General features: G+C 71.0%; 21 protein-coding genes. 17 read left to right on the top strand and 4 right to left on the bottom strand.

The annotated features are described in order from the left end of the window. Positions 1 to 11 precede the first annotated feature (11 nt). Genes HEK131_RS28335 through nuoN form a run of 13 tightly spaced genes read left to right on the top strand, consistent with a single transcriptional unit; the run spans position 12 to position 15,566 of the window. Positions 12 to 566, top strand: coding sequence for a NuoB/complex I 20 kDa subunit family protein (locus HEK131_RS28335; RefSeq protein ID WP_161145939.1), 555 nt, complete (start codon positions 12 to 14; stop codon positions 564 to 566). Further along, entirely contained in the window at positions 563 to 1,306 is a 744-nt protein-coding gene (locus HEK131_RS28330) for an NADH-quinone oxidoreductase subunit C (protein WP_217462955.1), read from the top strand. The genes HEK131_RS28335 and HEK131_RS28330 overlap by 4 nt, the downstream gene beginning before the upstream one ends. Beyond that, positions 1,303 to 2,625, top strand: coding sequence for an NADH-quinone oxidoreductase subunit D (locus HEK131_RS28325; protein WP_161145937.1), 1,323 nt, complete (start codon positions 1,303 to 1,305; stop codon positions 2,623 to 2,625). Before HEK131_RS28330 ends, HEK131_RS28325 begins: the two co-directional genes overlap by 4 nt. Continuing rightward, positions 2,622 to 3,482, top strand: a complete 861-nt coding sequence (gene nuoE / locus HEK131_RS28320; protein ID WP_217462956.1) for an NADH-quinone oxidoreductase subunit NuoE — start codon at positions 2,622 to 2,624, stop codon at positions 3,480 to 3,482. Before HEK131_RS28325 ends, nuoE begins: the two co-directional genes overlap by 4 nt. Next, positions 3,482 to 4,831 (top strand): NADH-quinone oxidoreductase subunit NuoF, encoded by a 1,350-nt coding sequence (gene nuoF, locus HEK131_RS28315; protein ID WP_254641431.1) that lies wholly within the window; start codon positions 3,482 to 3,484, stop codon positions 4,829 to 4,831. The genes nuoE and nuoF overlap by 1 nt, the downstream gene beginning before the upstream one ends. Beyond that, complete coding sequence (locus tag HEK131_RS28310) at positions 4,828 to 7,332, top strand: NADH-quinone oxidoreductase subunit G (RefSeq protein ID WP_244337644.1); 2,505 nt, start codon at positions 4,828 to 4,830, stop codon at positions 7,330 to 7,332. Before nuoF ends, HEK131_RS28310 begins: the two co-directional genes overlap by 4 nt. Continuing rightward, the gene (nuoH, locus tag HEK131_RS28305) at positions 7,329 to 8,690 is read left to right on the top strand and encodes an NADH-quinone oxidoreductase subunit NuoH (protein ID WP_244337642.1); all 1,362 of its coding nucleotides are present in this window, start codon (positions 7,329 to 7,331) and stop codon (positions 8,688 to 8,690) included. The genes HEK131_RS28310 and nuoH overlap by 4 nt, the downstream gene beginning before the upstream one ends. Beyond that, positions 8,683 to 9,285, top strand: coding sequence for an NADH-quinone oxidoreductase subunit NuoI (gene nuoI, locus HEK131_RS28300; RefSeq protein WP_030813678.1), 603 nt, complete (start codon positions 8,683 to 8,685; stop codon positions 9,283 to 9,285). The genes nuoH and nuoI overlap by 8 nt, the downstream gene beginning before the upstream one ends. After that, a complete protein-coding gene (locus tag HEK131_RS28295) occupies positions 9,282 to 10,136 on the top strand; it encodes an NADH-quinone oxidoreductase subunit J (protein WP_244337640.1) in 855 nt (284 codons plus the stop codon). Before nuoI ends, HEK131_RS28295 begins: the two co-directional genes overlap by 4 nt. Then, entirely contained in the window at positions 10,133 to 10,432 is a 300-nt protein-coding gene (gene nuoK / locus HEK131_RS28290) for an NADH-quinone oxidoreductase subunit NuoK (RefSeq protein ID WP_030742982.1), read from the top strand. The genes HEK131_RS28295 and nuoK overlap by 4 nt, the downstream gene beginning before the upstream one ends. Positions 10,433 to 10,447: 15 nt before the next feature. After that, complete coding sequence (nuoL, locus tag HEK131_RS28285) at positions 10,448 to 12,343, top strand: NADH-quinone oxidoreductase subunit L (RefSeq protein ID WP_244337638.1); 1,896 nt, start codon at positions 10,448 to 10,450, stop codon at positions 12,341 to 12,343. A 5-nt stretch (positions 12,344 to 12,348) separates the two neighbouring features. Then, entirely contained in the window at positions 12,349 to 13,920 is a 1,572-nt protein-coding gene (locus tag HEK131_RS28280; RefSeq protein WP_244337636.1) for an NADH-quinone oxidoreductase subunit M, read from the top strand. Beyond that, positions 13,917 to 15,566, top strand: coding sequence for an NADH-quinone oxidoreductase subunit NuoN (gene nuoN / locus HEK131_RS28275; protein WP_217462963.1), 1,650 nt, complete (start codon positions 13,917 to 13,919; stop codon positions 15,564 to 15,566). Before HEK131_RS28280 ends, nuoN begins: the two co-directional genes overlap by 4 nt. 66 nt (positions 15,567 to 15,632) lie before the next feature. Here the strand turns inward: nuoN and HEK131_RS28270 are convergent, their stop codons facing one another. Continuing rightward, entirely contained in the window at positions 15,633 to 16,232 is a 600-nt protein-coding gene (locus HEK131_RS28270) for a Uma2 family endonuclease (protein ID WP_244337634.1), read from the bottom strand. A 222-nt stretch (positions 16,233 to 16,454) separates the two neighbouring features. On the opposite strand from HEK131_RS28270, the gene recQ reads away from it, so the two are divergent. Further along, positions 16,455 to 18,479 carry a DNA helicase RecQ gene (gene recQ, locus HEK131_RS28265; protein ID WP_244337632.1) on the top strand — a complete coding sequence of 675 codons (2,025 nt, stop codon included), beginning with the start codon at positions 16,455 to 16,457 and terminating at the stop codon, positions 18,477 to 18,479. 3 nt (positions 18,480 to 18,482) lie between these two features. Here recQ and HEK131_RS28260 read toward each other — a convergent pair whose 3' ends face one another. Both HEK131_RS28260 and fahA read right to left on the bottom strand, forming a co-directional pair. Then, a complete protein-coding gene (locus HEK131_RS28260; RefSeq protein ID WP_217462966.1) occupies positions 18,483 to 19,421 on the bottom strand; it encodes a M56 family metallopeptidase in 939 nt (312 codons plus the stop codon). Between the two features lie 145 nt (positions 19,422 to 19,566). Continuing rightward, on the bottom strand, positions 19,567 to 20,784 hold the full coding sequence (fahA, locus tag HEK131_RS28255; protein WP_244452168.1) for a fumarylacetoacetase: 1,218 nt from the start codon (positions 20,782 to 20,784) through the stop codon (positions 19,567 to 19,569). 290 nt (positions 20,785 to 21,074) lie between these two features. On the opposite strand from fahA, the gene HEK131_RS28250 reads away from it, so the two are divergent. The 3 genes from HEK131_RS28250 (at position 21,075) to HEK131_RS28240 (ending at position 24,440) form a co-directional block, all read left to right on the top strand. Next, entirely contained in the window at positions 21,075 to 22,301 is a 1,227-nt protein-coding gene (locus HEK131_RS28250) for an ATP-grasp domain-containing protein (protein WP_432215681.1), read from the top strand. Between the two features lie 43 nt (positions 22,302 to 22,344). After that, positions 22,345 to 23,547, top strand: coding sequence for an FAD-dependent oxidoreductase (locus HEK131_RS28245; RefSeq protein WP_217462967.1), 1,203 nt, complete (start codon positions 22,345 to 22,347; stop codon positions 23,545 to 23,547). A gap of 65 nt (positions 23,548 to 23,612) precedes the next feature. Further along, complete coding sequence (locus HEK131_RS28240; protein ID WP_217462968.1) at positions 23,613 to 24,440, top strand: HAD family hydrolase; 828 nt, start codon at positions 23,613 to 23,615, stop codon at positions 24,438 to 24,440. A gap of 76 nt (positions 24,441 to 24,516) precedes the next feature. On the opposite strand, the gene HEK131_RS28235 is transcribed toward HEK131_RS28240, so the two are convergent. Then, the gene (locus tag HEK131_RS28235) at positions 24,517 to 24,996 is read right to left on the bottom strand and encodes a transglycosylase SLT domain-containing protein (RefSeq protein ID WP_217462969.1); all 480 of its coding nucleotides are present in this window, start codon (positions 24,994 to 24,996) and stop codon (positions 24,517 to 24,519) included. Positions 24,997 to 25,000: the final 4 nt, after the last annotated feature.

Genomic DNA, 25,000 nt, shown 5'->3' with positions numbered 1-25,000 from the left:
GCCTTTAAGTCATGGGACTCGAAGAAAAGCTGCCGAGCGGCTTTCTGCTGACCACCGTCGAGCAGGCCGCGGGCTGGGTGCGCAAGGCGTCCGTCTTCCCGGCCACCTTCGGACTCGCCTGCTGTGCCATCGAGATGATGACCACCGGCGCCGGACGCTACGACCTGGCCCGCTTCGGCATGGAGGTCTTCCGCGGCTCACCGCGCCAGGCCGACCTGATGATCGTCGCGGGCCGGGTCAGCCAGAAGATGGCGCCGGTGCTGCGGCAGGTCTACGACCAGATGCCCAACCCGAAGTGGGTCATCTCCATGGGCGTCTGCGCGTCCTCGGGCGGCATGTTCAACAACTACGCGATCGTCCAGGGCGTCGACCACATCGTGCCGGTCGACATCTATCTCCCCGGCTGCCCGCCCCGCCCCGAGATGCTGATGGACGCGATCCTCAAGCTCCACCAGAAGATCCAGGGCGAGAAGCTCGGCGTCAACGCCGAGGAGGCCGCCCGCGAGGCGGAGGAGGCCGCGCTCAAGGCCCTGCCCACGATCGAGATGAAGGGGCTGCTGCGGTGAGCGACGGAAACGGCACCAACGGCGTCAACCCCGAGAAGGACCTCTCGGCCTCCAACCTCCCCGGCCAGCGCGGCCAGGGCGGCGAGGAGATCCGCGTCCAGCGCGGCATGTTCGGCGCCGAGAACGGCGGCGACACCTCCGGCTACGGCGGCCTGGTCCGCTCCGTCCGGCTCCCCGGCCCGGCGGGCCGCCCCTACGGCGGCTGGTTCGACGAGGTCGCCGACGAGCTGGAGGGCGCGCTGGAGGAGCAGGGACTGCTCCCGGAGAACGCCATCGAGAAGACGGTCGTCGACCGCGACGAACTGACCTTCCACATCGAGCGCGAGCACCTGGTCCGCGTCGCCCGCACCCTGCGCGACGACCCGGCGCTCCGCTTCGAGCTGTGCACCGGGGTCAGCGGGGTGCACTACCCCGGCGACAAGGGCCGCGAGCTGCACGCCGTCTTCCACCTGCGCTCGATCACCCACAACCGGCTGATCCGGCTGGAGGTCAGCGCCCCCGACGCCGACCCGCGCGTGCCGTCCCTGGTCGCGGTCTACCCGACCAACGACTGGCACGAGCGCGAGACGTACGACTTCTTCGGGCTCGTCTTCGACGGCCACCCGGCCCTCACCCGGATCATGATGCCGGACGACTGGCAGGGCCACCCGCAGCGCAAGGACTATCCCCTCGGCGGCATCGCCGTCGAGTACAAGGGCGCCCAGATCCCGGCTCCGGACCAGCGGAGGTCGTACTCGTGAGCACTCCCCACGCAACCGGCCGCGCGACCACCGAGGGGACCGTCTACACGGTCACCGGTGGCGACTGGGACGAGGTCGTCCAGTCGGCGGCCAAGGCGGACGACGAACGCATCGTCGTCAACATGGGTCCCCAGCACCCGTCCACCCATGGAGTGCTGCGGCTGATCCTGGAGATCGAGGGTGAGACGGTCACCGAGGCCCGCTGCGGCATCGGCTATCTGCACACCGGCATCGAGAAGAACCTCGAGTACCGCACGTGGACGCAGGGCACCACCTTCGTCACGCGCATGGACTATCTGACGTCCTTCTTCAACGAGACCGCCTACTGCCTCGCCGTGGAGAAGCTCCTCGGCATCGAGGACCAGATCACCGAGCGGACCGACATCATCCGGGTGCTCCTGATGGAGCTGAACCGGATGTCGTCGCACCTGGTGTGCATCGCCACCGGCGGCATGGAGCTGGGCTCCACCACGATCATGATCTACGGCTTCCGCGACCGCGAGATGATCCTCGACATCTACGAGCTGATCACCGGCCTGCGGATGAACCACGCGTACATCCGCCCCGGCGGACTCGCCCAGGACCTGCCGCCCGGCGCGGTCGACCAGATCCGCGAGTTCGTCAAGAAGATGAAGAAGAACCTCCCGGAGTACGACAAGCTCGCCACCGGGAACCCCATCTTCAAGGCCCGTATGCAGGACGTCGGCCACCTCGACCTGGCCGGCTGCATGGCGCTCGGCGCGACCGGCCCGATCCTGCGCTCCACGGGCCTGCCGCACGACCTGCGCAAGGCACAGCCGTACTGCGGCTACGAGACCTACGACTTCGACGTGCCGACCGCCGACACCTGCGACTCCTACGGCCGCTTCCTGATCCGGCTGGAGGAGATGCGCCAGTCGCTCAGGATCGTCGAGCAGTGCCTGGACCGGCTCCAGCCCGGCCCGGTCATGGTCGCCGACAAGAAGATCGCCTGGCCCGCGCAGCTCGCGCTCGGCCCGGACGGACTCGGCAACTCCCTGGACCACATCAAGAAGATCATGGGCACCTCCATGGAGGCCCTGATCCACCACTTCAAGCTGGTCACCGAGGGCTTCCGGGTCCCGCCGGGCCAGGCGTACGCGGCCGTCGAGTCGCCCAAGGGCGAACTCGGCGTGCACGCCGTCTCCGACGGCGGCACCCGCCCCTACCGGGTCCACTTCCGCGACCCGTCCTTCACCAATCTCCAGGCCATGGCGGCGATGTGCGAGGGCGGCCAGGTCGCCGACGTCATCGTGGCCGTGGCGTCCATCGACCCCGTGATGGGAGGCGTCGACCGGTGACCACCTCTTCTTCCGAGCGGGGCGTCGGCCTGGGCATGCCGGAGCTGCCCCCGCCCGCCTACCCGGACGACGTCCGGGCCCGGCTGGAGACGGACGCGCGCGAGGTGATCGCGCGCTACCCCGACTCCCGCTCCGCCCTGCTGCCGCTGCTGCACCTCGTGCAGGCCGAGGACGGCTACGTCACCCGGACCGGCATGAAGTTCTGCGCCGACGTGCTGGAGCTGACCACCGCCGAGGTCACCGCCGTCGCCACCTTCTACTCGATGTACCGGCGCCGCCCCTCCGGCGACTACCAGGTGGGCGTCTGCACCAACACCCTGTGCGCCGTCATGGGCGGCGACGCCATCTTCGAGACCCTCCAGGAGCACCTGGGCGTCGGCAACGGCGAGACCACCGGCGACGGCAAGGTCACCCTGGAGCACATCGAGTGCAACGCGGCCTGCGACTACGCGCCGGTCGTGATGGTCAACTGGGAGTTCTTCGACAACCAGACCCCGGCCAGCGCCACCCGCCTCGTGGACGACCTGCGCGCCGGAGAGCCCGTGGAGCCCACGCGCGGGGCCCGGCTGTGCACCTTCAAGGAGACCGCCCGCATCCTGGCCGGCTTCCCCGACGAGCGCCCCGGCGCCGTCGAGGAGGGCGGCAGCGCGGGCCACGCCTCCCTGGTCGGCCTGCGCCTGGCCAAGGGCGAGGCGCACCCGGCACGCGTGGTCCACCCGCGCGACGCCGCCCGGCCCGAGGAGGACACGGTGCACGAGCCCTCGCCCGCCGAGCGCCTCAGCTCCCACGACCCGGTCGAGACCTCGGCCTCCGACCCCTCCCACCCGTCCGGTCCGACCGCAGAGGAGGGGGAGTGATGACCGTGGTGACCGACGTCAAGGACGACACCAGCCCCGAGAAGCTGCTCGCCCCCGTGCTCTCGGCCTTCTGGGACGAGGACCGGTCCTGGACGCTGGACGTCTACCGCAGGCACGACGGGTACGAGGGCCTGCGCAAGGCGCTCGCCATGTCCCCGGACGACCTGATCGCCTACGTCAAGGAGTCCGGACTGCGCGGCCGCGGCGGCGCCGGCTTCCCGACGGGCATGAAGTGGCAGTTCATCCCGCAGGGCGACGGCAAGCCGCACTACCTCGTCGTCAACGCCGACGAGTCCGAGCCCGGCACCTGCAAGGACATCCCGCTCCTCTACGCCAACCCGCACAGCCTGATCGAGGGCATCGTGATCGCCTGCTACGCGATCCGCTCCTCGCACGCCTTCATCTACCTGCGCGGCGAGGTCGTCCCCGTACTGCGCAGGCTGCACGAGGCGGTGCGCGAGGCGTACGCGGCCGGGTTCCTCGGGGAGAACGTCCTCGGCAGCGGACTCGACCTCGAACTCACCGTGCACGCGGGCGCGGGCGCGTACATCTGCGGTGAGGAGACCGCGCTGCTCGACTCGCTCGAAGGCCGCCGGGGCCAGCCGCGACTGCGTCCGCCCTTCCCGGCCGTCGAGGGCCTGTACGCCTGCCCCACCGTGGTGAACAACGTCGAGTCGATCGCCTCGGTCCCCGCGATCCTGCACCAGGGCAAGGACTGGTTCCGCTCGATGGGCAGCGAGAAGTCGCCCGGCTTCACGCTCTATTCGCTCAGCGGGCACGTGGCGAGCCCCGGCCAGTACGAGGCCCCGCTCGGCATCACCCTGCGCCAACTGCTCGACATGAGCGGCGGGATCCGCCCCGGACACCGGCTGAAGTTCTGGACGCCGGGCGGCTCCTCCACGCCGATGTTCACCGACGAACACCTCGACGTCCCCCTCGACTACGAGGGCGTCGGCGCCGCCGGCTCCATGCTCGGCACCAAGGCGCTGCAGTGCTTCGACGAGACCACCTGTGTGGTGCGGGCGGTCACCCGCTGGACCGAGTTCTACGCCCACGAGTCCTGCGGCAAGTGCACGCCCTGCCGTGAAGGGACGTACTGGCTGGTGCAGTTGCTGCGGGACATCGAGGCGGGCAAGGGCGCCATGTCCGACCTCGACAAGCTGAACGACATCGCCGACAACATCAACGGCAAGTCCTTCTGCGCCCTGGGCGACGGCGCGGCATCGCCGATCTTCTCCTCGCTGAAGTACTTCCGCGAGGAGTACGAGCAGCACATCACGGGCCGGGGCTGCCCCTTCGACCCGGCCAAGTCGACTGCCTGGGCGGACCGCCCGGAGGTGAACGCATGACCGTGACCACCAACGCCCCCTCAGGAGGGGGGCAGGCGGCGGTCCCGCCGGAGGACCTCGTCACGCTGACGATCGACGGCATCGGGATCAGCGTGCCCAAGGGCACCCTGGTCATCCGGGCCGCCGAGCAGCTCGGCATCGAGATCCCGCGCTTCTGCGACCACCCCCTGCTGGACCCGGCCGGTGCCTGCCGCCAGTGCATCGTGGAGGTAGAGGGCCAGCGCAAGCCGATGGCGTCCTGCACCATCACCTGTACCGACGGCATGGTGGTGAAGACCCAGCTCACCTCGCCGGTGGCCGAGAAGGCCCAGCACGGTGTGATGGAGCTGCTGCTCATCAACCACCCGCTGGACTGCCCGGTCTGCGACAAGGGCGGCGAGTGCCCGCTGCAGAACCAGGCCATGTCCCACGGCAACGCCGAGTCCCGCTTCGAGGGCCGCAAGCGCACCTACGCCAAGCCGCTGCCCATCTCCACCCAGGTGCTGCTCGACCGCGAGCGGTGCGTGCTGTGCGCCCGCTGCACCCGGTTCTCCAACCAGGTCGCGGGCGACCCGATGATCGAGCTGATCGAGCGCGGCGCGCTCCAGCAGGTCGGCACCGGCGAGGGCGACCCGTTCGAGTCGTACTTCTCCGGGAACACCATCCAGATCTGCCCGGTCGGCGCGCTCACCTCGGCCGCCTACCGGTTCCGCTCCCGGCCCTTCGACCTGATCTCCTCGCCGTCGGTGTGCGAGCACTGCTCGGGCGGCTGCGCCACCCGCACCGACCACCGGCGCGGGAAGGTCATGCGGCGGCTTGCCGCCGAGGACCCCGAGGTCAACGAGGACTGGATCTGCGACAAGGGCCGCTTCGGGTTCCGGTACGCGCAGCTCCGCGACCGGCTCGACACCCCGCTGGTCCGCAACGCCGAGGGCGTGCTGGAGCCCGCCTCCTGGCCGGAGGCACTGGAGGCGGCCGCGCGCGGCCTGGGCGCCGCCCGCTCCCGCGCCGGGGTGCTCACCGGAGGCAGGCTGACCGTCGAGGACGCGTACGCGTACAGCAAGTTCGCGCGCGTGGCCCTCGACACCAACGACATCGACTTCCGCGCCCGCGTGCACAGCGGCGAGGAGGCCGACTTCCTGGCCGCCCGGGTGGCGGGCCGGGGCCGCGACCTGGACGGCACCGGGGTCACGTACACCGCGCTGGAGCAGGCGCCGGCCGTGCTGCTGGTCGGGTTTGAGGCCGAGGAGGAGGCGCCCGGCGTCTTCCTGCGGCTGCGCAAGGCGTGGCGCAAGCACGGCCAGAAGGTCTACGCGCTGGCCACCCACGCCACCCGCGGCCTGACGAAGGCGGGCGGCACCCTGCTCCCGGCCGCGCCCGGCACCGAGCCCGAGTGGCTGGACGCGCTGGCCGGCGGGACCGGTCTGGAGGACTCCGGCACCGAGGCGGCCCAGGCGCTGCGCGCCGAGGGCGCGGTGATCGTGGTCGGCGAGCGGCTCGCGGGAGTAGCGGGCGGCCTGACGGCGGCCGCGCGCACGGCCGCCGCGACCGGCGCGCGGCTGGTGTGGATTCCCCGGCGGGCGGGGGAGCGCGGTGCCGTCGAGGCGGGCGCGCTGCCCTCGCTGCTGCCGGGCGGCCGTCCGGCCACCGACCCGCGTGCGCGGGAGGAGGTCGCCGCCGTCTGGGGGCTGGCCGAACTCCCCGCCCGCTACGGCCGCGACACCCAGCAGATCGTGGAGGCCGCCGCCACCGGCGAGCTGTCCGCGCTGGTCGTCGCCGGGGTGGAGGTCGCCGACCTGCCCGACCCGGCACGCGCGCGTGAGGCGCTCGACAGCGTCGGCTTCCTGGTCTCGCTGGAGCTGCGGCCCAGCGAGGTCACCGAGCGCGCCGATGTGGTGCTCCCGGTGGCCGCGGTCGTCGAGAAGACGGGCACCTTCCTCAACTGGGAGGGCCGGGTGCGCTTCTTCGAGGCCGCGCTCAAGCCCGACCAGATGACCCGCCGCCTCGCCCCCGCCGACGCCCGCGTCCTGCAGATGCTGGCCGACGCCATGGACGTCCACCTGGGCCTGCCGGACCTGCGCACCACCCGTGCGGAGATCGACCGGCTCGGGGCGTGGACCGGGGCGGGCGCCGCCGACCCGCTGCACAGCGGGGACGCGCTGCCCCGCCCGGCCGCCGGGGAGGCCGTGCTCGCCGGGCACCGGCTCCTGCTCGACCTCGGCGTCCTGCAGCAGGGCGACGAGGCGCTGGCCGGCACCCGGCACGCCGCCCACGCGCGCGTGTCCGCGGCGACCGCCGCCGAGGCGGGCGTCGGGGAGGGCGACGCGCTCGCCGTCACCGGACCCGCCGGGACGACCGAACTCCCGCTGGAGATCACGGAGATGCCCGACCGGGTGGTCTGGCTCCCGCTGGACTCGGTGGGCCGGGGCGTCGCCTCCGACACCGGGGCCCGGCCCGGCTCCCTCGTCCGTATCGGCCCGGCGGTCCACGCCGCCGAGGCCCCCAAGGAGGTTCGAGGATGAGCCCGTTCCTCGCCGCTGAAGACCTCTCGCTGTTCGGCCGCGACCCCTGGTGGCTGGTCGTCGTCAAGGCGGTGTTCTGCTTCGCGTTCCTGATGCTGACGGTGCTGTTCTCCATCGTCTGGGAGCGCAAGGTCGTCGCCTGGATGCAGTTGCGCATCGGCCCCAACCGGCACGGCCCCTGGGGCATGCTCCAGTCGCTGGCCGACGGCGTGAAGCTGATGCTCAAGGAGGACGTCGTCGTCAAACGCGCGGACAAGGTGGTCTACGTCCTCGCGCCGATCATCGCGGCCATCCCGGCCTGCATGGCGATCGCGGTGATCCCCTTCGGCCCCGCCGACAACGAGATCTCGATCTTCGGCCACCGCACCACGATGCAGCTCACCGACCTGCCGATCGCCATGCTGTACATCCTGGCGGTCGCCTCGGTCGGCATCTACGGCATCGTGCTGGCGGGCTGGAGCTCCGGCTCGACCTACCCGCTGCTGGGCGGCCTGCGCAGTTGCGCGCAGATGATCTCGTACGAGATCGCCATGGGCGCCTCGTTCGCCTCGGTGTTCCTCTACTCGGGGTCGATGTCGACCTCCACGATCGTGGAACAGCAGCAGGACCGCTGGTACATCCTGCTGCTCCCGGTCTCCTTCATCCTCTACGTCATCACGATGGTGGGCGAGACCAACCGCGCCCCCTTCGACATGCCGGAGTCCGAGGGTGACCTGGTCGGCGGCTTCAACACCGAGTACTCCTCGATCAAGTTCGCGCTGTTCATGCTCGCCGAGTACATGAACATGGTGACGGTGTCGGCGGTGACGGCCACCCTCTTCCTCGGCGGCTGGCGGGCCCCCTGGCCCATCAGCACCTTCTGGGAGGGCGCCAACCACGGCTGGTGGCCGATGCTCTGGTTCGTCATCAAGGTGCAGTTGCTGCTGTTCTTCTTCATCTGGCTGCGCGGCACGCTGCCCCGCGTCCGCTACGACCAGCTCATGAAGCTCGGCTGGAAGGTCCTCATCCCGGTCTCGGTCGTCTGGCTGATGCTGGTGGCGACCGTGCGGGTGCTGCGCAACGAGAACTACGACTTCGCCGACATCGCGCTCTACGTCGGCGGCGGGGTGCTCGCCCTGCTGCTGATCTCCTTCGTCGCCGACATGTTCCGCGAGAAGGCCAAGGCCGCCGAGGCTCCGGCCCCGCAGCCCGGATTCGATCCGCTGGCGGGCGGCTTCCCCGTACCGCCGCTGCCCGGACAGCAGTTGCCCGCGGTGCCCAGGCGCCGTCCGCGCCAGGAGCGGGAACTGATCGCCAGTGGCGGTGCGGACCCTGTCAGTGACGGAACTTCGGATGGAAAGGAGGCGTCCGATGGCTGAGGAGCCCAAGGAGACCGCACCCGGTTTCCAGAATCCCGTGGCCGGCTTCGCCGTGACCTTCAAGGCCATGTTCAAGAAGCGGCTGACCGAGCAGTACCCGGAGCAGAAGAAGACCACCGCTCCCCGCTTCCACGGACGGCACCAGCTCAACCGCCATCCGGACGGCCTGGAGAAGTGCGTCGGCTGCGAGCTGTGCGCCTGGGCCTGCCCCGCCGACGCCATCTATGTCGAGGGCGCCGACAACACCGACGAGGAGCGCTACTCGCCGGGCGAGCGGTACGGCCGCGTCTACCAGATCAACTACGCCCGCTGCATCCTGTGCGGCCTGTGCATCGAGGCGTGCCCCACCCGCGCGCTGACGATGACCAACGAGTTCGAGCTGGCCGACTCCAGCCGGGCCAACCTCATCTACACCAAGGAGCAGTTGCTCGCCGGTCTGGACGAGGGCATGGTCGACTCCCCGCACTCGATCTTCCCCGGCACCGACGAACAGGACTACTACCGGGGCCTGGTCACCGAGGCCGCCCCCGGCACCGTGCGCCAAGTGGCCACCTCCAAGGGCGAGAAGCCCGAGGACGAGGGGGTGGAGGCGTGAGCACCCAACTGGCAGCGGCCACTCTTTCCGCGGGCACCTCCACCGGCGAGGCGGTCCAGTTCTGGATCCTCGGCAGTGTCGCGGTGATCGGCGCCCTGTGCACCGTGTTCATGCGGCGGGCCGTGCACAGCGCCCTCTGTCTCGCCGGGACCATGATCATCTTGGCGGTGTTCTACCTCGCCAACGGCGCCTATTTCCTGGGGGTCGTGCAGATCGTCGTCTACACCGGCGCGATCATGATGCTCTTCCTCTTCGTGGTGATGCTCGTCGGCGTGACCGCGGCGGACTCGCTGAAGGAGACCATCAAGGGCCAGCGCTGGCTGGCACTGCTGTGCGGACTCGGCTTCGGCGTCCTGCTGGTGGGCGGCATCGCCAACGCCTCCCTCACCCGGTTCAACGGCACCGGCCAGGCCAACGCGGGCGGCAACGTGGAGGGTCTGGCGGCCCTCATCTTCACCAAGTACGTCTATGCCTTCGAGCTGACCGGCGCCCTGCTGATCACCGCCGCGGTCGGCGCCATGGTGCTCACCCACCGCGAGCGCACCGAGCGGGCCAGGACCCAGCGCGAGCTGGCCGACCAGCGGGTCCGCGAGGGCAAGCAGCTCCCGCCGCTGCCCGCCCCCGGCGTCTACGCCCGGCACAACGCGGTGGACATCGCGGGCCTGCTGCCCGACGGCACCCCCGCCGAGCTGAGCGTCAGCCGGACGCTGCGCGAACGCGGCCAGATCCGGGACGTCTCCACACAGGCCATGAGCGACCTCAAGGCGCTGGAACAGCGCTCGCAGGAACGCCTGGAGCGCACGGAGAACGAACCGGCGAACTTCAAGCGGACGGAGGACGCGGCCCAGTGAACCCCGTCAACTACCTCTATCTCGCGGCCCTGTTGTTCACCATCGGCGCCACCGGCGTGCTGATCCGGCGGAACGCGATCGTGGTGTTCATGTGCGTGGAGCTGATGCTCAACGCCTGCAACCTCGCCTTCGTCACCTTCTCCCGGATGCACGGCAACCTCGACGGCCAGATCATCGCGTTCTTCACGATGGTCGTCGCCGCCGCGGAGGTCGTGGTGGGCCTGGCGATCATCGTGTCGCTGTTCCGCACCCGCCACTCGGCCTCGGTCGACGACGCCAGCCTGATGAAGCTGTAAGGGGTCGGAAGAATCGTGGAGAACCTGATCGCGCTGCTCATCGCGGCGCCCCTGCTCGGAGCCGTCGTGCTCCTGCTCGGCGGCCGGCGTCTGGACGCCGTCGGCCACTGGGTCGGCACCCTGCTGTCGACCGCCTCCTTCGCCATCGGCCTGGTCCTCTTCGCCGGACTGCTCGGCGAGGACCCCGAACACCGCACCTGGACCCAGCACCTGTGGAACTGGATCTCGGTCGGTGACTTCCAGGCCGACGTCACGCTGCGGCTCGACCAGCTCTCGATGACGTTCGTGCTGCTGATCACGGGTGTCGGCTCGCTGATCCACCTCTATTCCATCGGGTACATGGAGCACGACGAGCGGCGCCGCCGATTCTTCGGCTACCTCAACCTGTTCCTCGCGGCGATGCTGCTGCTGGTCCTCGCCGACAACTACCTGCTGCTGTACGTCGGCTGGGAGGGCGTGGGCCTCGCCTCGTACCTGCTCATCGGCTTCTGGCAGCACAAGCCGAGTGCCGCGACCGCCGCGAAGAAGGCGTTCCTGGTCAACCGGGTCGGCGACGTGGGCCTGTCCATCGCCATCATGCTGATGTTCACCACCTTCGGCACCTTCGCCTTCGGCCCGGTGCTGGAGCGGGCGGGCGACGCCTCCGAGGGCCGGCTCACCGCGATCGGCCTGATGCTGCTGCTCGCCGCGTGCGGCAAGTCGGCCCAGGTGCCGCTGCAGTCCTGGCTCGGTGACGCGATGGAGGGCCCGACCCCGGTCTCGGCCCTGATCCACGCGGCCACCATGGTGACGGCGGGCGTCTACCTCATCGTCCGCTCCGCCGCGATCTTCAACGGCGCCCCGGACGCGCAGCTCGTGGTCACCGTCGTCGGCGGGGTCACGCTGCTGTTCGGTGCGATCGTCGGTTGCGCCAAGGACGACATCAAGAAGGCGCTGGCCGGTTCGACCATGTCGCAGATCGGCTACATGGTCCTCGCGGCCGGCCTCGGTCCGATCGGCTACGTCTTCGCCATCATGCACCTGGTCACCCACGGCTTCTTCAAGGCCGGGCTGTTCCTGGGCGCCGGCTCGGTGATGCACGGCATGAACGACGAGGTCGACATGCGCAGGTACGGCGCCCTGCGCAAGTACATGCCGATCACCTTCGTCACCTTCGGCCTCGGCTACCTGGCCATCATCGGCTTCCCGGGTCTGTCCGGCTTCTTCTCCAAGGACAAGATCATCGAGGCCGCCTTCGCCAAGGGCGGCACCGAGGGCTGGATCCTCGGCGGGGTGGCCCTGCTGGGCGCGGCGATCACCGCGTTCTACATGACCCGCGTGATGCTGATGACGTTCTTCGGCGAGAAGCGCTGGCAGCCGGACGCCGAGGGCCACGAACCGCACCCGCACGAGTCCCCGAAGACCATGACGATCCCGATGATCGTGCTGGCCGTCGGCTCGGTCGCCGGCGGTGCCTTCTTCGACGTGGGCGACCGCTTCCTGCACTGGCTGGAGCCGGTCACCGGGCACAGCGAGGGACACTCCCCGCTGAGCGCGCTCACCGTCACCGGCGCCACCATGGTCTGCCTGGTGGTCGGTGTCGGCCTGGCCTGGGTGCAGTACGGCCGCAAGCCCGTCCCCGCCGTCGCCCCGCGCGGTTCCGTGCTCACCCGCGCCGCCCGGCGTGATCTCTACCAGGACGACTTCAACCACGTCGTGCTGGTGCGCGGCGGCGAGCACCTGACGCGCTCGCTGGTCTACGTCGACCACACCCTGGTCGACGGTGTCGTCAACGGCACGGCGGCCGGTTTCGGCGGCCTGTCCGGGCGGCTGCGCCGTGTCCAGAACGGCTTCGCCCGTTCCTACGCGGTCTCGATGTTCGGCGGCGCGGCCCTCCTGGTCGCCGCGACCCTGCTGATGAGGGCGGTCTGATACCGATGTCCTTTCCTCTGCTGACAGCGACAGCGCTGCTCCCGGCTCTCGGCGCGGTGGCCACGGCCGCCGTGCCGGCCCGGCAGCGCACCGCCGCCAAGTGGCTGGCCCTGCTGGTCTCCCTGGCCACGCTCGCGCTGGCGATCGTCGTCCTGGTCCGCTTCGACCCGGACGGCGCCCGCTACCAGCTCACCGAGTCCCACTCCTGGATCAGGGACTTCGGGGTCCGTTACGAACTGGGCGTCGACGGCATCGCAGTGGCCCTGATCGGGCTGACCGCGCTGCTGATGCCGTTCATCGTGCTGGCGGGCTGGCACGACGCCGATCCGCTGGAGACCGGCAGCAAGCGGTGGCGCCCGACCCAGGGCTTCTTCGCGCTGATCCTGGCCGTCGAGGCGATGGTGATCATCTCCTTCGAGGCGACCGACGTCTTCGTCTTCTACATCTTCTTCGAAGCCATGCTGATCCCGATGTACTTCCTCATCGGCGGCTTCGGGGACCGGGCCCACAGCCAGGGCGAGGAGGCGGCTTCGCGGCAACGGTCGTACGCGGCCGTGAAGTTCCTCCTCTACAACCTGGCCGGCGGTCTGATCATGCTGGCCGCGGTGATCGGGCTCTACGTCGTCGCCGGGAGCTTCAGCCTCCAGGAGATCGTCCAGGCCCGCGCCGACGGCTCGCTCACCATGGCGACCGGCACCGAACGCTGGCTGTTCCTCGGCTTCTTCTTCGCCTTCGCCGTGAAGGCGCCGCTGTGGCCGCTGCACACCTGGCTGCCCAACGCCATGCAGGAGTCCACCGCGCCGGTCGCGGTGCTCATCACGGCGGTGGTCGACAAGGTCGGCACCTTCGCCATGCTCCGCTTCTGCCTCCAGCTCTTCCCGGAGGCGTCGAAGTGGGCGACGCCCGTGATCCTCGTCCTGGCCCTGGTCAGCATCGTCTACGGGGCGCTGCTGGCGGTCGGCCAGCGGGACATCAAGCGGCTGGTGGCGTACGCGTCGATCTCGCACTTCGGGTTCATCGTGATGGGCATCTTCGCCATGACGACCCAGGGCCAGTCCGGCGCGACCCTCTACATGGTCAACCACGGCATCTCGACGGCCGCGCTGATGCTGGTCGCCGGGTTCCTGATCTCCCGGCGCGGCTCCCGGCTCATCGCGGACTACGGCGGTGTGCAGAAGGTCGCCCCGGTGCTCGCCGGCACGTTCCTTATCGGCGGTCTGGCGACCCTGTCGCTGCCCGGACTGGCGCCGTTCGTCAGTGAGTTCCTGGTACTGGTCGGCACGTTCGCGCGCTACCCGGTGATCGGGATCATCGCCACCCTCGGCATCGTCCTCGCCGCGCTGTACACGCTGGTGCTGTACCAGCGCACGATGACCGGCCCGGTGAAGCCGGAGGTCTCGGCGATGCCCGACCTGAGGGTGCGTGAGGTGCTGGTCGTGGCACCGCTGATCGTGCTGCTGGTCTTCCTGGGCGTCTATCCCAAGCCCCTCACCGACATCGTCAACCCGGCGGTCAAGCAGACCATGTCCGACGTACATCAGAAGGACCCCAAGCCCGCGGTGGAGGCGGCCAAGTGAGCGCAGCAGCCGTCCACAGCCTGTGGACAACGGCGGCCGATCCGATCTCCAAGATCGACGCGCCGAAGATCGAATACGGACAATTGTCGCCGACGCTGATCGTGCTCGGCGCCGCCCTGATCGGGGTGCTCGTCGAGGCGTTCGTGCCGCGCCGCTCCCGTTACTACGCCCAGGTGTTCGTCTCCGCCGTCGCGCTGTGCGCCGCGTTCGCCGCGGTCGTCGCGCTCGCGGCGGGCGGGTACGGCACCACCAAGGCGCACATCGCGGCCATGGGCGCGATCGCGGTGGACGGACCGGCCCTGTTCCTCCAGGGCACGATCCTGCTCGCCGGGCTGGTCGGCCTGTTCACCTTCGCCGAGCGGCGCCTCGACCCGGCGGCGCACGGCAACCGGGTCGACTCCTTCGCCGCGCAGGCCGCGTCCGTGCCGGGCGGTGAGGGCGAACAGGCCGCGGTGAAGGCCGGGTTCACCACCACCGAGGTGTTCCCGCTGCTGCTCTTCGCGGTCGCGGGCATGCTGGTCTTCCCCTCGGCGAACGACCTGCTGACGCTGTTCGTGGCCCTGGAGGTGCTCTCCCTCCCGCTGTACCTGCTGTGCGCGCTGGCCCGCCGCAAGCGGCTGATGTCGCAGGAGGCCGCGGTCAAGTACTTCCTGCTCGGCGCGTTCGCCTCGGCGTTCACCCTGTTCGGCATCGCCCTGCTGTACGGCTACGCGGGCTCGGTGTCCTACGCGCGCATCGCGGCCGTCGTCGACGGCACGGTGAGCGGGGTCGACCCGGCGCTGGCGGACACCATGGGCAATGACGCGCTGCTGCTGATCGGCATGGCGCTGCTGGTGATGGGCCTGCTGTTCAAGGTGGGCGCGGTGCCGTTCCACATGTGGACCCCGGACGTGTACCAGGGCGCCCCGACCCCGGTGACCGGCTTCATGGCGGCCGCGACCAAGGTGGCCGCGTTCGGCGCGCTGCTGCGGCTGCTGTACGTGGTGCTGCCGGGGCTGCGCTGGGACTGGCGGCCGGTGATGTGGGGCGTGGCCATCGTCACCATGCTGGCCGGCGCGATCGTCGCCATCACCCAGACCGACATCAAGCGGCTGTTGGCGTACTCGTCCATCGCACACGCCGGCTTCATCCTCGCCGGTGTGATCGCCACGACGGAGGACGGCGTCTCGGCGGTCCTCTTCTACCTCGCCGGGTACTCCTTCGTGACGATCGGCGCCTTCGCGGTGGTCACCCTGGTCCGCGACGCGGGCGGCGAGGCGACCCACCTCTCCCAGTGGGCCGGTCTCGGCCGCCGCTCACCCCTGGTCGCCGCGGTCTTCGCCGTCTTCCTGCTGGCCTTCGCCGGCATCCCGCTGACCAGCGGCTTCGCGGGCAAGTTCGCGGTGTTCAAGGCGGCGGCGGAGGGTGGCGCGGCCCCGCTGGTCGTGGTCGGCGTGATCTCCTCGGCCATCGCCGCCTTCTTCTACATCCGCGTGATCGTCCTGATGTTCTTCAGCGACCCGAAGCCGGACGGGCCCACGGTCGCGGTCCCCTCACCGCTGACGATGACCGCCATCGCGGTGGGCGTCGCGGTCACGGTCGTCCTGGGTGTGGCACCCCAGTACTTCCTGGACCTGGCGGGGCATGCGGGGGTCTTCGTCCGCTGACCCGACACGACGGCCCGGCAACCCGCAGTTTCGGGGGCCGGGCCGTCGTGCGTGTGCGAGCGGTGGCTACTCGGCTGTGTCCCGGCGGGTCTTGATCCTGGTGAGGTCCAGGTCGACGGGGAACGGCGCCTCGACCTTCATCCGATCCCGGAAGATGCCCACGCTGGTGTACGTACCGGTGGTCGGCTCCAGCTCGAAGGCGTGGATCACGGCACGCCCCCGCTCGTTCTCGACGCGCCAGAAGTGCGGGATCTTGGCGCGGGCGTACTTCATCGGCTTGGTCTCGCGGTCGCGGGAAGTGGAGTCCGGGGAGACGACCTCGACGGCAAGGACCACGGCCTCTGCGGGAAACCTGGTCTGTTCGGGAGCCACGACATCGGCGCGAGCCACGACTACATCTGGCTCCGGCCGGTTCTGGTGGTCGATATCAATGGTGAATTCTCGGACGACCTCCAGTTCCACTGGTGCTACTGACTGGAGCTGCCACTCCAGAAAGCTCACCACACGACTGTGGAAGAAGGTTTGCGGACTCACGAAGACCAGGCTCCCGTCGATCAGCTCCGTGTGCGGAGGAAGATTCGGAAGCTGGTCCAGGTCGTCGGCGGTCCACCCGCCCTCCGGCGGGGTCGGCCAGGCGGGTGCGGACGCCTTCGGTGCGACGCTCATCAGTGCTCCCATGGGACGGAGTCTCGCCGGAGCATCCAGACTATCGACGGGAAACGGGCAGGTCTCCCGCGAACGTGTGAACTATGGCCGTGATCCGGACAAAACCAAAAGGCATATGCCTACGGCATTGATCTCCGGTGAGCCTGTGGATAACTCCCGGGGCTGTCGGCGGGGGCGCCTATGGTGGGTGGGGTGGTCGAGGGACGGCGCACGGGCTGGGCGATGAGCGGGACAGGTGGGATCGGCGGGATGGCAGTGGTGACCGAGGAATCGGGAGTGGGAGAGAGCGGGGCGCTGGCCGCGCTGCACCGGGTGTTCGGGTATGACGCGTTCCGGGGCGAGCAGGAAGCGATCATCGAGCACGTGGTGGCGGGCGGTGACGCCCTGGTGCTCATGCCGACCGGTGGCGGCAAGTCGCTGTGTTATCAGATTCCGGCGCTGGTCAGGCCGGGTACGGGCGTGGTCGTCTCGCCGCTGATCGCGCTCATGCAGGACCAGGTGGACGCGCTGCGCGCGCTGGGTGTGCGGGCGGGGTTCATCAACTCCACGCAGGACTTCGACGAGCGCCGCACGGTGGAGGCCGAGTTCCTCTCCGGTGAGCTGGATCTCCTCTACCTGGCCCCGGAGCGGCTGCGCGTGGACGCCACGCTCGACCTCCTCTCCCGCGGCAAGATCTCCGTCTTCGCCATCGACGAGGCGCACTGCGTCTCCCAGTGGGGCCACGACTTCCGCCCGGACTACCTGAACCTGTCGCTGCTCGGCGAGCGCTGGCCGGACGTGCCCCGGATCGCCCTGACCGCCACGGCCACCCGCGCCACCCACGAGGAGATCACCCAGCGGCTGAAGCTCCCCGAGGCCCGTCACTTCGTCGCCAGCTTCGACCGCCCCAACATCCAGTACCGGATCGTCCCCAAGGCCGACCCCAAGAAGCAGCTCCTCGCCTTCCTCCGCGAGGAGCACGCGGGCGACGCCGGCATCGTCTACTGCCTCTCCCGCAACTCCGTCGACCGCACCGCCGAGTTCCTCACCGCAAACGGCATCGCGGCCGTCCCGTACCACGCGGGCCTGGACGCGGCCACGCGCGCCCGGCACCAGTCCCGGTTCCTGCGCGAGGACGGCCTGGTCGTCGTCGCCACCATCGCCTTCGGCATGGGCATCGACAAGCCCGACGTCCGCTTCGTCGCCCACCTCGACCTGCCGAAGTCCATCGAGGGCTACTACCAGGAGACCGGCCGCGCGGGCCGCGACGGACTGCCCTCCACGGCCTGGATGGCGTACGGCCTGAACGACGTCGTGCAGCAGCGCAAGCTGATCCAGTCCGGCGAGGGCGACGAGGCGTTCCGCCGCCGCGCCGCCTCCCACCTGGACGCGATGCTCGCCCTGTGCGAGACCGTCCGGTGCCGCCGGGGCCAGCTCCTCGCCTACTTCGGCCAGGACCCCACCGAGGCGGGCTGCGGCAACTGCGACACCTGCCTCACCGCCCCGGAGACCTGGGACGGCACGGTGGCCGCGCAGAAGGTGCTCTCCACCGTGGTCCGGCTCCAGCGCGAGCGCGGCCAGAAGTTCGGCACCGTGCAGATCGTGGACATCCTGCTCGGCAAGCGCACCGCCAAGGTGATCCAGTTCGACCACGACCAGCTCTCCGTCTTCGGCATCGGCGAGGACCTCGCCGAGGGCGAATGGCGTGGCGTGGTGCGGCAGTTGCTCGCCCAGGGACTGCTGGCCGTCGAGGGGGAGTACGGCACGCTGGTGCTCACCGAGACCAGCGGCGAGGTGCTGCGCCGCGAGCGCGAGGTGCCGCTGCGCAAGGAACCCAAGCGCCCGACCACCGCCCGCTCCTCCGGCCGGGGCGAGCGCAAGGGCAGGACCGCGGCGGCGGATCTGCCCGCCGAGCTGGTCCCCGTCTTCGAGGCGCTGCGCGCCTGGCGCGCCGAGCAGGCGAAGGAGCAGGGCGTCCCGGCGTACGTCATCTTCCACGACGCCACGCTCCGCGAGATCGCCACCCTGCGCCCCGCCTCGGTGCGCGAGCTGGGCACGCTGAACGGCGTGGGCGAGAAGAAGCTCGCCACCTACGGCGAGGGCGTCCTCGCGGTGCTCCAGGCCCAGTCCGTCCCGGCCGGCGCACCGGAAGCACCTGCCTCCGCACCCGCGCCCGCATCCGCGCCCGCCTCCACCTCCGGCTCGGGGGAGTCCTCCGACCTCTACTGGCCCGAGGGCGAGGAGGAGCCGGAGCCGGACTGGTCCTGACCACTACGCCAGTGCTGTCAGCCCCGGCGCGAAGGTGATCAGCAGCGGCAGCAAGGGCACCAGCGCGGCCACGGCGGTGGTCAGCGCCCGGTGTCCGCGCGGCAGCCGGGGCGGGGGCTCCAGCAGCCGGTCCACGCGCTCGCCCAGCAGCCGGTGGCTGGAGGCGCAGGACAGCACGCCCCGGTGCTGGTTCAGCTCGATCAGGGCCAGCGCGGTGGTGACATGGCCGCAGCGCCGGGAGGCGGTGTCGTCGGCGGCCAGCTCCACCAGCCGGTGCGTCTGGTCGCAGAAGTGCGCGAAGAGCGGCACGCGCGGAAAGCCCGTGGCGAGCGCGCTCGACAGATGCAGCAGCCAGTCGTGACGGGCGCGGGCATGGCCCCGCTCATGGGTGAGTACCGCGTCCAACTGGTGCCCGGTGAGCCGGTGCAGCGCCCCCGTGGTCACGACCAGCCGGGCCGGATGGCCGGGCATCCACCAGGCGTCCGGGTACTCGTCCTCCAGCACCAGCAGCGGCCCCCGCGCCGGGGGCAGCCCGGCGGGCAGGTCCGGCGCCCGCTCCCGCAGATGCGCGCGGGCCACCCCGCGCCGCCGCCGGGCCTCGGTCCACTCACGCCCCAGCATCGCCGTGGTCCAGGCGGCGCCCGAGGCCAGCAGCAGGGTGAGTGCGGTGGCCCAGGCGGGCGCGGCGGAGAGGTCGTATGCCGCGGTGACGGCGGGCGGCGCCGGGGCGAAGACATGGTCGCGGACGGTGTGGAAGACGGCCGCCGCGCCCAGGACCAGCGCGGTCAGACAGCACAGCAGCACCGTGGCGACCAGGCACTGCCAGACCCACAGCGCCACCACCGGCTCCCGCTCCGGCCAGTCGGCGCGGGTCAGCGCACGAGGTGCCGGTACGGCGGCCGTCAGCGCGAGGACGGTCAGCAGGAGCAGGCAGACGGTCATGCCGGGGCTCCGGTTCCTGGTCGGACGTGCCTGGTCGGAAAGGGGGTACGGCCCGATGGGGCGGAAGGTGCGTGCCGCCCGGTTTCGTATGCCGTCAGTATGACGGCCCCGGCCCCCCGAAGTCAGGCGTAAGTCAGGCCCGCTCTCACCCGCTGACGATCCGCCCCTCGACCTCGCCCAGCCCGACCCTGCTCCCGTCCCTGCCCGGCGCCCAGGCGGTGAAGGTGACCACGTCGCCGTCCTCCAGGAACGCCCGCTTGCCGTCGGGGAGGTCGAGGGGGTCGCGGCCGTTCCAGGTCAGCTCCAGCAGCGAGCCGCGCTGCCCCTCGGCGGGTCCGCTGACCGTGCCGGAGGCGTACAGGTCGCCGGTGCGCAGCGAGGCCCCGTTCACCGTGAGGTGGGCGAGCTGCTGGGCGGCGGTCCAGTACATGGTGGAGAAGGGCGGCTCGGACACCACCTGGCCGTTGATCGCCACGGAGATCCGCAGGTCGTAGCCGCCGGGCCCGACACCGGGGGCGGAGTCGTCGAGGTAGGGCAGCAGCGGGTGGGTGCGCTCGGGCGGTGCCACGCGCGCGTCCTCCAGCGCGGCCAGCGGGGTGATCCACGCCGAGACCGAGGTGGCGAAGGACTTGCCGAGGAAGGGGCCGAGGGGGACGTACTCCCATGCCTGGATGTCCCGCGCCGACCAGTCGTTGAGCAGGCAGAGCCCGAAGACGTGGTCCCGGAACCCGGTCAGCGGGACCTGGGTGCCCTGTGCGGAGGGCACGCCGACCACGAAGCCGACCTCCGCCTCGATGTCCAGCCGGATCGAGGGCCCGAAGACCGGCGCCGGGTCGGCGGGCGCCTTGCGCTGGCCGGAGGGGCGCACGACATCGGTGCCGGAGACCACGACCGTGCCCGCGCGGCCGTGGTAACCGATGGGCAGGTGCTTCCAGTTGGGGGTGAGCGGGTCCGGCGAGTCGGGGCGGAAGATCCGGCCGACGTTGCGGGCGTGGTGCTCGGATGCGTAGAAGTCGACGTAGTCGGCCACCTCGAACGGCAGGTGCAGCGTGACCTGCGTCAACGGGTGGAAGTGCGGCTCCACGGCCGTCCGGTGGGCGGGACGTGTGACCCACTCGGTCAGTGCCTCGCGCACCTCGGACCAGACGGCGGGCCCGGCGGCCAGCAGCGGGTTCAGCGTCGGCCCGGTGAGCAGCCCGGCGTGCGGGGAGCCCAGCGCGGTGGCGGCGGCTCCCGCGTCCAGGACATGGTCGCCGAGGCGGACGCCGACCCGGCGTTCCGCGCTGTCGGAGGGCGAGAACACGCCATAGGGGAGGTTGTGCGGACCGAAGGGGTCGCCCTCGGGAACGTCGAACGGGGGCACGGGGGGCATGGGGTGCTGCCTCACTCTCATCCGCGTCTGCCTGGGTTGATGATCCATAGCGTCGGGCCACACGTTACGGCGGGAGGGTGTGTCTTGGGCAGGGTTCGGGGGCCGCTGCGGGCCATGTCTAAAGAGTTCGCAATGCCCGAATAGCACTTGTCGGAGGGATGTGTTCCGGCTTAGCGTCCTTCGGGGGACACGGACGGGGTGGGTCCGGTCCAAAAGGGGGACACGTGGGGGGACCCGTGGCCGGAGGCCGCTTCAGCGCGCCTTTCGAGCCGGATCGTGAAGTGCCTGGCCTGATAGTCAAGTTCGGTGGATACCCGCTGCACCACGGCGGGGTCGGCGCGATCCGCAGCCTCGGCCGGCTGGGCGTGCCGATGTACGCCGTCACCGAGGACCCGTACACCCCGGCCGCCGCCTCCCGGTATCTGAAGCGGGCGTTCGTGTGGCCGACGACCGGCGCCGAGGAGCCGGGACACCTGGTCGAGGGGCTGAACCGGATCGGCCGCCGCATCGGACGCCCGGCCGTCCTGATCCCGACCGACGAGGAGGCGGCCGTCCTGATCGCCGAGCACCAGGACGAGCTGTCCGGCGCCTTCCTCTTCCCACGCGTCGATCCCGCCCTGCCCAGGCGGCTCGCCAGCAAGCAGGGCCTGTACGAGCTGTGCCAGGAGCACGGCATCGCGACCCCCACGACCGTCTTCCCGCGCTCGTACGACGAGATCGTGGCCTTCGCGGACAAGGCGCTCTTCCCTGTGGTGGCCAAGAACCGCGAGGCGTTCGTCCGGCGCAGACGCCCCGCCGTGGGCGGCACCACCCGGATCGCCACCCGCGGCGGCCTGCTCGCGCTCGCCCGCGACTGGGGCGACGACCCCGGAGTGATCCTCCAGGAGTACCTGCCGAGGGAGGAGGCCGAGGACTGGATCGTGCACGGTTGCTTCGACGCGGACGCGGGCCCGCTCGCCGTCTTCACCGGCGTCAAGGTCCGCTCCTGGCCCCCGCACGCGGGGATGACGGCCAACGCCTATGTCGTCGACAACCCCGAACTCGCCGATCTCGCCACGCGGTTCGTCAAACAGCTCGGCTTCGCCGGGGTCGCCGACCTCGACCTGCGTTTCGACCGCCGCGACGGCCAGTACAAGCTGCTGGACTTCAACCCCCGTATGGGCGCCCAGTTCCGGCTCTTCGAGAGCGAGTCGGGCGTGGACGTCGTACGGGCCCTGCATCTGAACCTCACCGGCCGGACCGTCCCCGAGGGCGGGCAGCAGGCCGGGCGGCGGTTCGTCGTGGAGAACATCGACCTGCCCGCCCTGCTCGCCTACCGCCGCAGCGGTTACACCACGCCGCACGCCCCGGCGCGGGCCAGCGGGACGGAGCTGGCCTGGCTCGCGGGCGACGACCCGATGCCGTTCCTCACGATGCTCGCCCGCTTCGTCCGCCCCGGCGCGAAGCACCTCCACCAGCTCTGGCGGACCAGCCGCCGGGGCGGTGGCACAGCGCACTCCGCGAAGTAGGCAAGGCCACACACGTGGCGCACCGCGTCCTGGGAGGGACTTCGTGATCCGACCGGTTGCAGTCATCGGGGCCGGGCCGTACGGCCTGTCCACCGCCGCCCATCTGCGGGCGCGCGGGCTCCCGGTACGCGTCTTCGGCGACCCCATGGTCAGCTGGCGCGACCACATGCCGGAGGGGATGCTCCTGAAATCGACCCCGGCCGCTTCCAGCCTCGACTGCCCCCAGCCCGGCCACACCCTCGCCGACTACTGCGACGCGGCGGGCGTGCGGCGCCTGGTCACCGACGAGGACATCATCCCGGCGGAGACCTTCATCGCCTACGGGGAGTGGTTCCGGCAGCGGCTCGTGCCGGAGCTGGAGCAGGTCCGGGTGGTGTCGGTCGAGCGCGGGCGGCCCGGCGGCTTCGAGCTGAAGCTCGACTCGGGGGAGCAGTTCGCCGCCCGCGCCGTCGTGGTCGCCACCGGGCTGTCCGGCTTCGCCCACCTGCCCGCCGAGCTGGCCGGCGCCGCCCTCGGCGGGCCCGCGCTGGTCTCGCACAGCTCCCAGCACCACGACCTCGGCCGGTTCGCGGGCAAGGAGCTGATCGTCGTCGGCGCCGGGCAGTCCGCCCTGGAGACGGCCGCCCTCGCCGCCGAGGCGGGCGCGAAGGTGCGGGTCGTCTCGCGCGGCCGGGGCCGGGTCGCCTTCGGAGCGCCGCCCTGGAAGCAGCCCAGGTTCCGGCCCGAGTCGCCGTTCGGCCGCGCCTGGTCGCTGTGGGCGCTCAGCTACCACGCGCAGCCCTACCGCTTCCTGCCCGAGGCCGCCCGGCACCATCTGGTCCGCCGGGTCCTCGGCCCGCTCGGCGCCTGGTGGCTGCGCGAACGCTTCGAGGGGCGGGTGCAGGTGCGGGAGGTGGCGCGGGTCGTGGCCGCCGAGGCGGTGGACGGCGCCCCGGTGCTCACCGTGCGCACCCACGGCGGCCGCACCGACCGGCTCACCGCCGACCACGTCATCGCGGCCACCGGCTACCGGGTCGACCTGGCCGCGCTGGACTTCCTCGGCCCCGGTCTGCGCACCGGCCTCGCGGTCACCAGGGGCGCGCCGCGCCTCGGGCCCGGCTACGTCTCCTCGCTGCCCGGCCTCTACTTCACCGGCCTGCCCGCGGCCGCGTCGTACGGCCCGGTGATGCGCTTCGTGTGCGGCACGGAATTCGCCTCCCCGCGGCTCGCGGGGCACCTGGCGGCGGCACACGGCGCCCGGAGCTGAGCGACGCGTCAACTCCCGTGCTCACGTGGTGAGTCGGGGGGACCCATGGTCCGTATTCTCTGATCATGGCCGCACCCTCCCCTCCTTCTTGTCCCGCCCGTCGCTCACTCATCGCCACCGACCTGGACGGGACGCTGCTGCGCGGCGACGACACGGTCTCTCCCCGGTCGCTCGCCGCGCTCGCGGGGGCGGCACGCGCCGGTGCCCGGCACCTCGTGGTGACGGGCCGCCCGGCGCCCCGCGTACGCCCCCTGCTGGCCGCGCTCGGCGGCACGGGGCTCGCGGTGTGCGCCCAGGGCGCGCAGGTCTACGACGCCGGTACCTCAACCCTGCTGTGGTCCGTCCGGCTGGACCGGGAGCTGGCCGAGACCGCCCTCGGCAAGATCGAGGCCGAGGTGGGCCAGGTGCACGCGGCCGTCGACCAGGACGGGGTGGACGGGCTCACGCTGATCGAGTCCGGCTACCGGATGCCGCACCCGACGCTGCCCGCCGTACGGGTGGAGCGGCGCGAGCAGCTCTGGCGTGCGCCGATCAGCAAGGTGCTGCTGCGCCACGACGGTCTGTCCGACGACGAACTGGCGGCCACCGCCCGCTCGGTCGTCGGCTCGCTGGCCACGGTCACCATGTCGGGTCCCGGCACGGTCGAGCTCCAGCCGTGCGGGATCACCAAGGCGACCGGTCTGGCGCTGGCCGCCGAGCACCTGGGCCTGGGCCGCGCGGACACGGTCGCCTTCGGCGACATGCCGAACGACATCCCGATGTTCCGGTGGGCGGCCCACGGCGTCGCCATGGCCGACGCCCATCCCGAGCTGAAGGCGGTGGCCGACGAGGTCACCCTCTCCAACGAGGACGACGGGGTGGCCGTCGTGCTGGAGCGCCTGTTCGCCCTGTGACGGCGACGGCCCCCGCCGCACGCGTGAGGCGTGTGACGGGGGCGCGGTGCGGATCTGGCCGGGTGGGCCGGGCCGCCTAGTACGGGCCGTTGACGTTGTCGATCGAGCCGTAGCGGTGGGCGGCGTAGTTGCAGGCCGCGGTGATGTTGGCGACCGGGTTGTACGGGTCGAGCGAGGTGCCGGCCACGTGGTACGTGTTGAACGTGGGGTCGATCACCTGGAGCAGGCCCTTGGACGGGGTGCCGTTGATGGCGTTGATGTCCCAGTTGTTGATGGCCAGCGGGTTGCCCGAGGACTCCCGCATGATGTTGCGGTGGATGCCGTTGTAGGTGCCCGGGATGCCCTTCTCGGCCATGATCGCCAGGGACTGGCGGATCCAGCCGTCGAGGTTGTTCGGGTACACCGTGGTGGTGGCGGTCTTGGCGGCCGGGGCGGCGGAGGCGCTGGTGGCGCCGATGAGGGGGAGCGCGAACATCGCGGCACCGGTACCGGCGACGGCGAGCGTGCGGACGATGCGCTTGGTGCGGGCACGGCGCGGCTGAGCAACAGCAGACATGTCG

The organism is Streptomyces seoulensis, from assembly GCF_022846655.1.
Lineage (GTDB): Bacteria > Actinomycetota > Actinomycetes > Streptomycetales > Streptomycetaceae > Streptomyces.
Note: the sequence above shows the minus strand (reverse complement) of the source record. Positions and strands in the feature narration are given on the sequence as shown.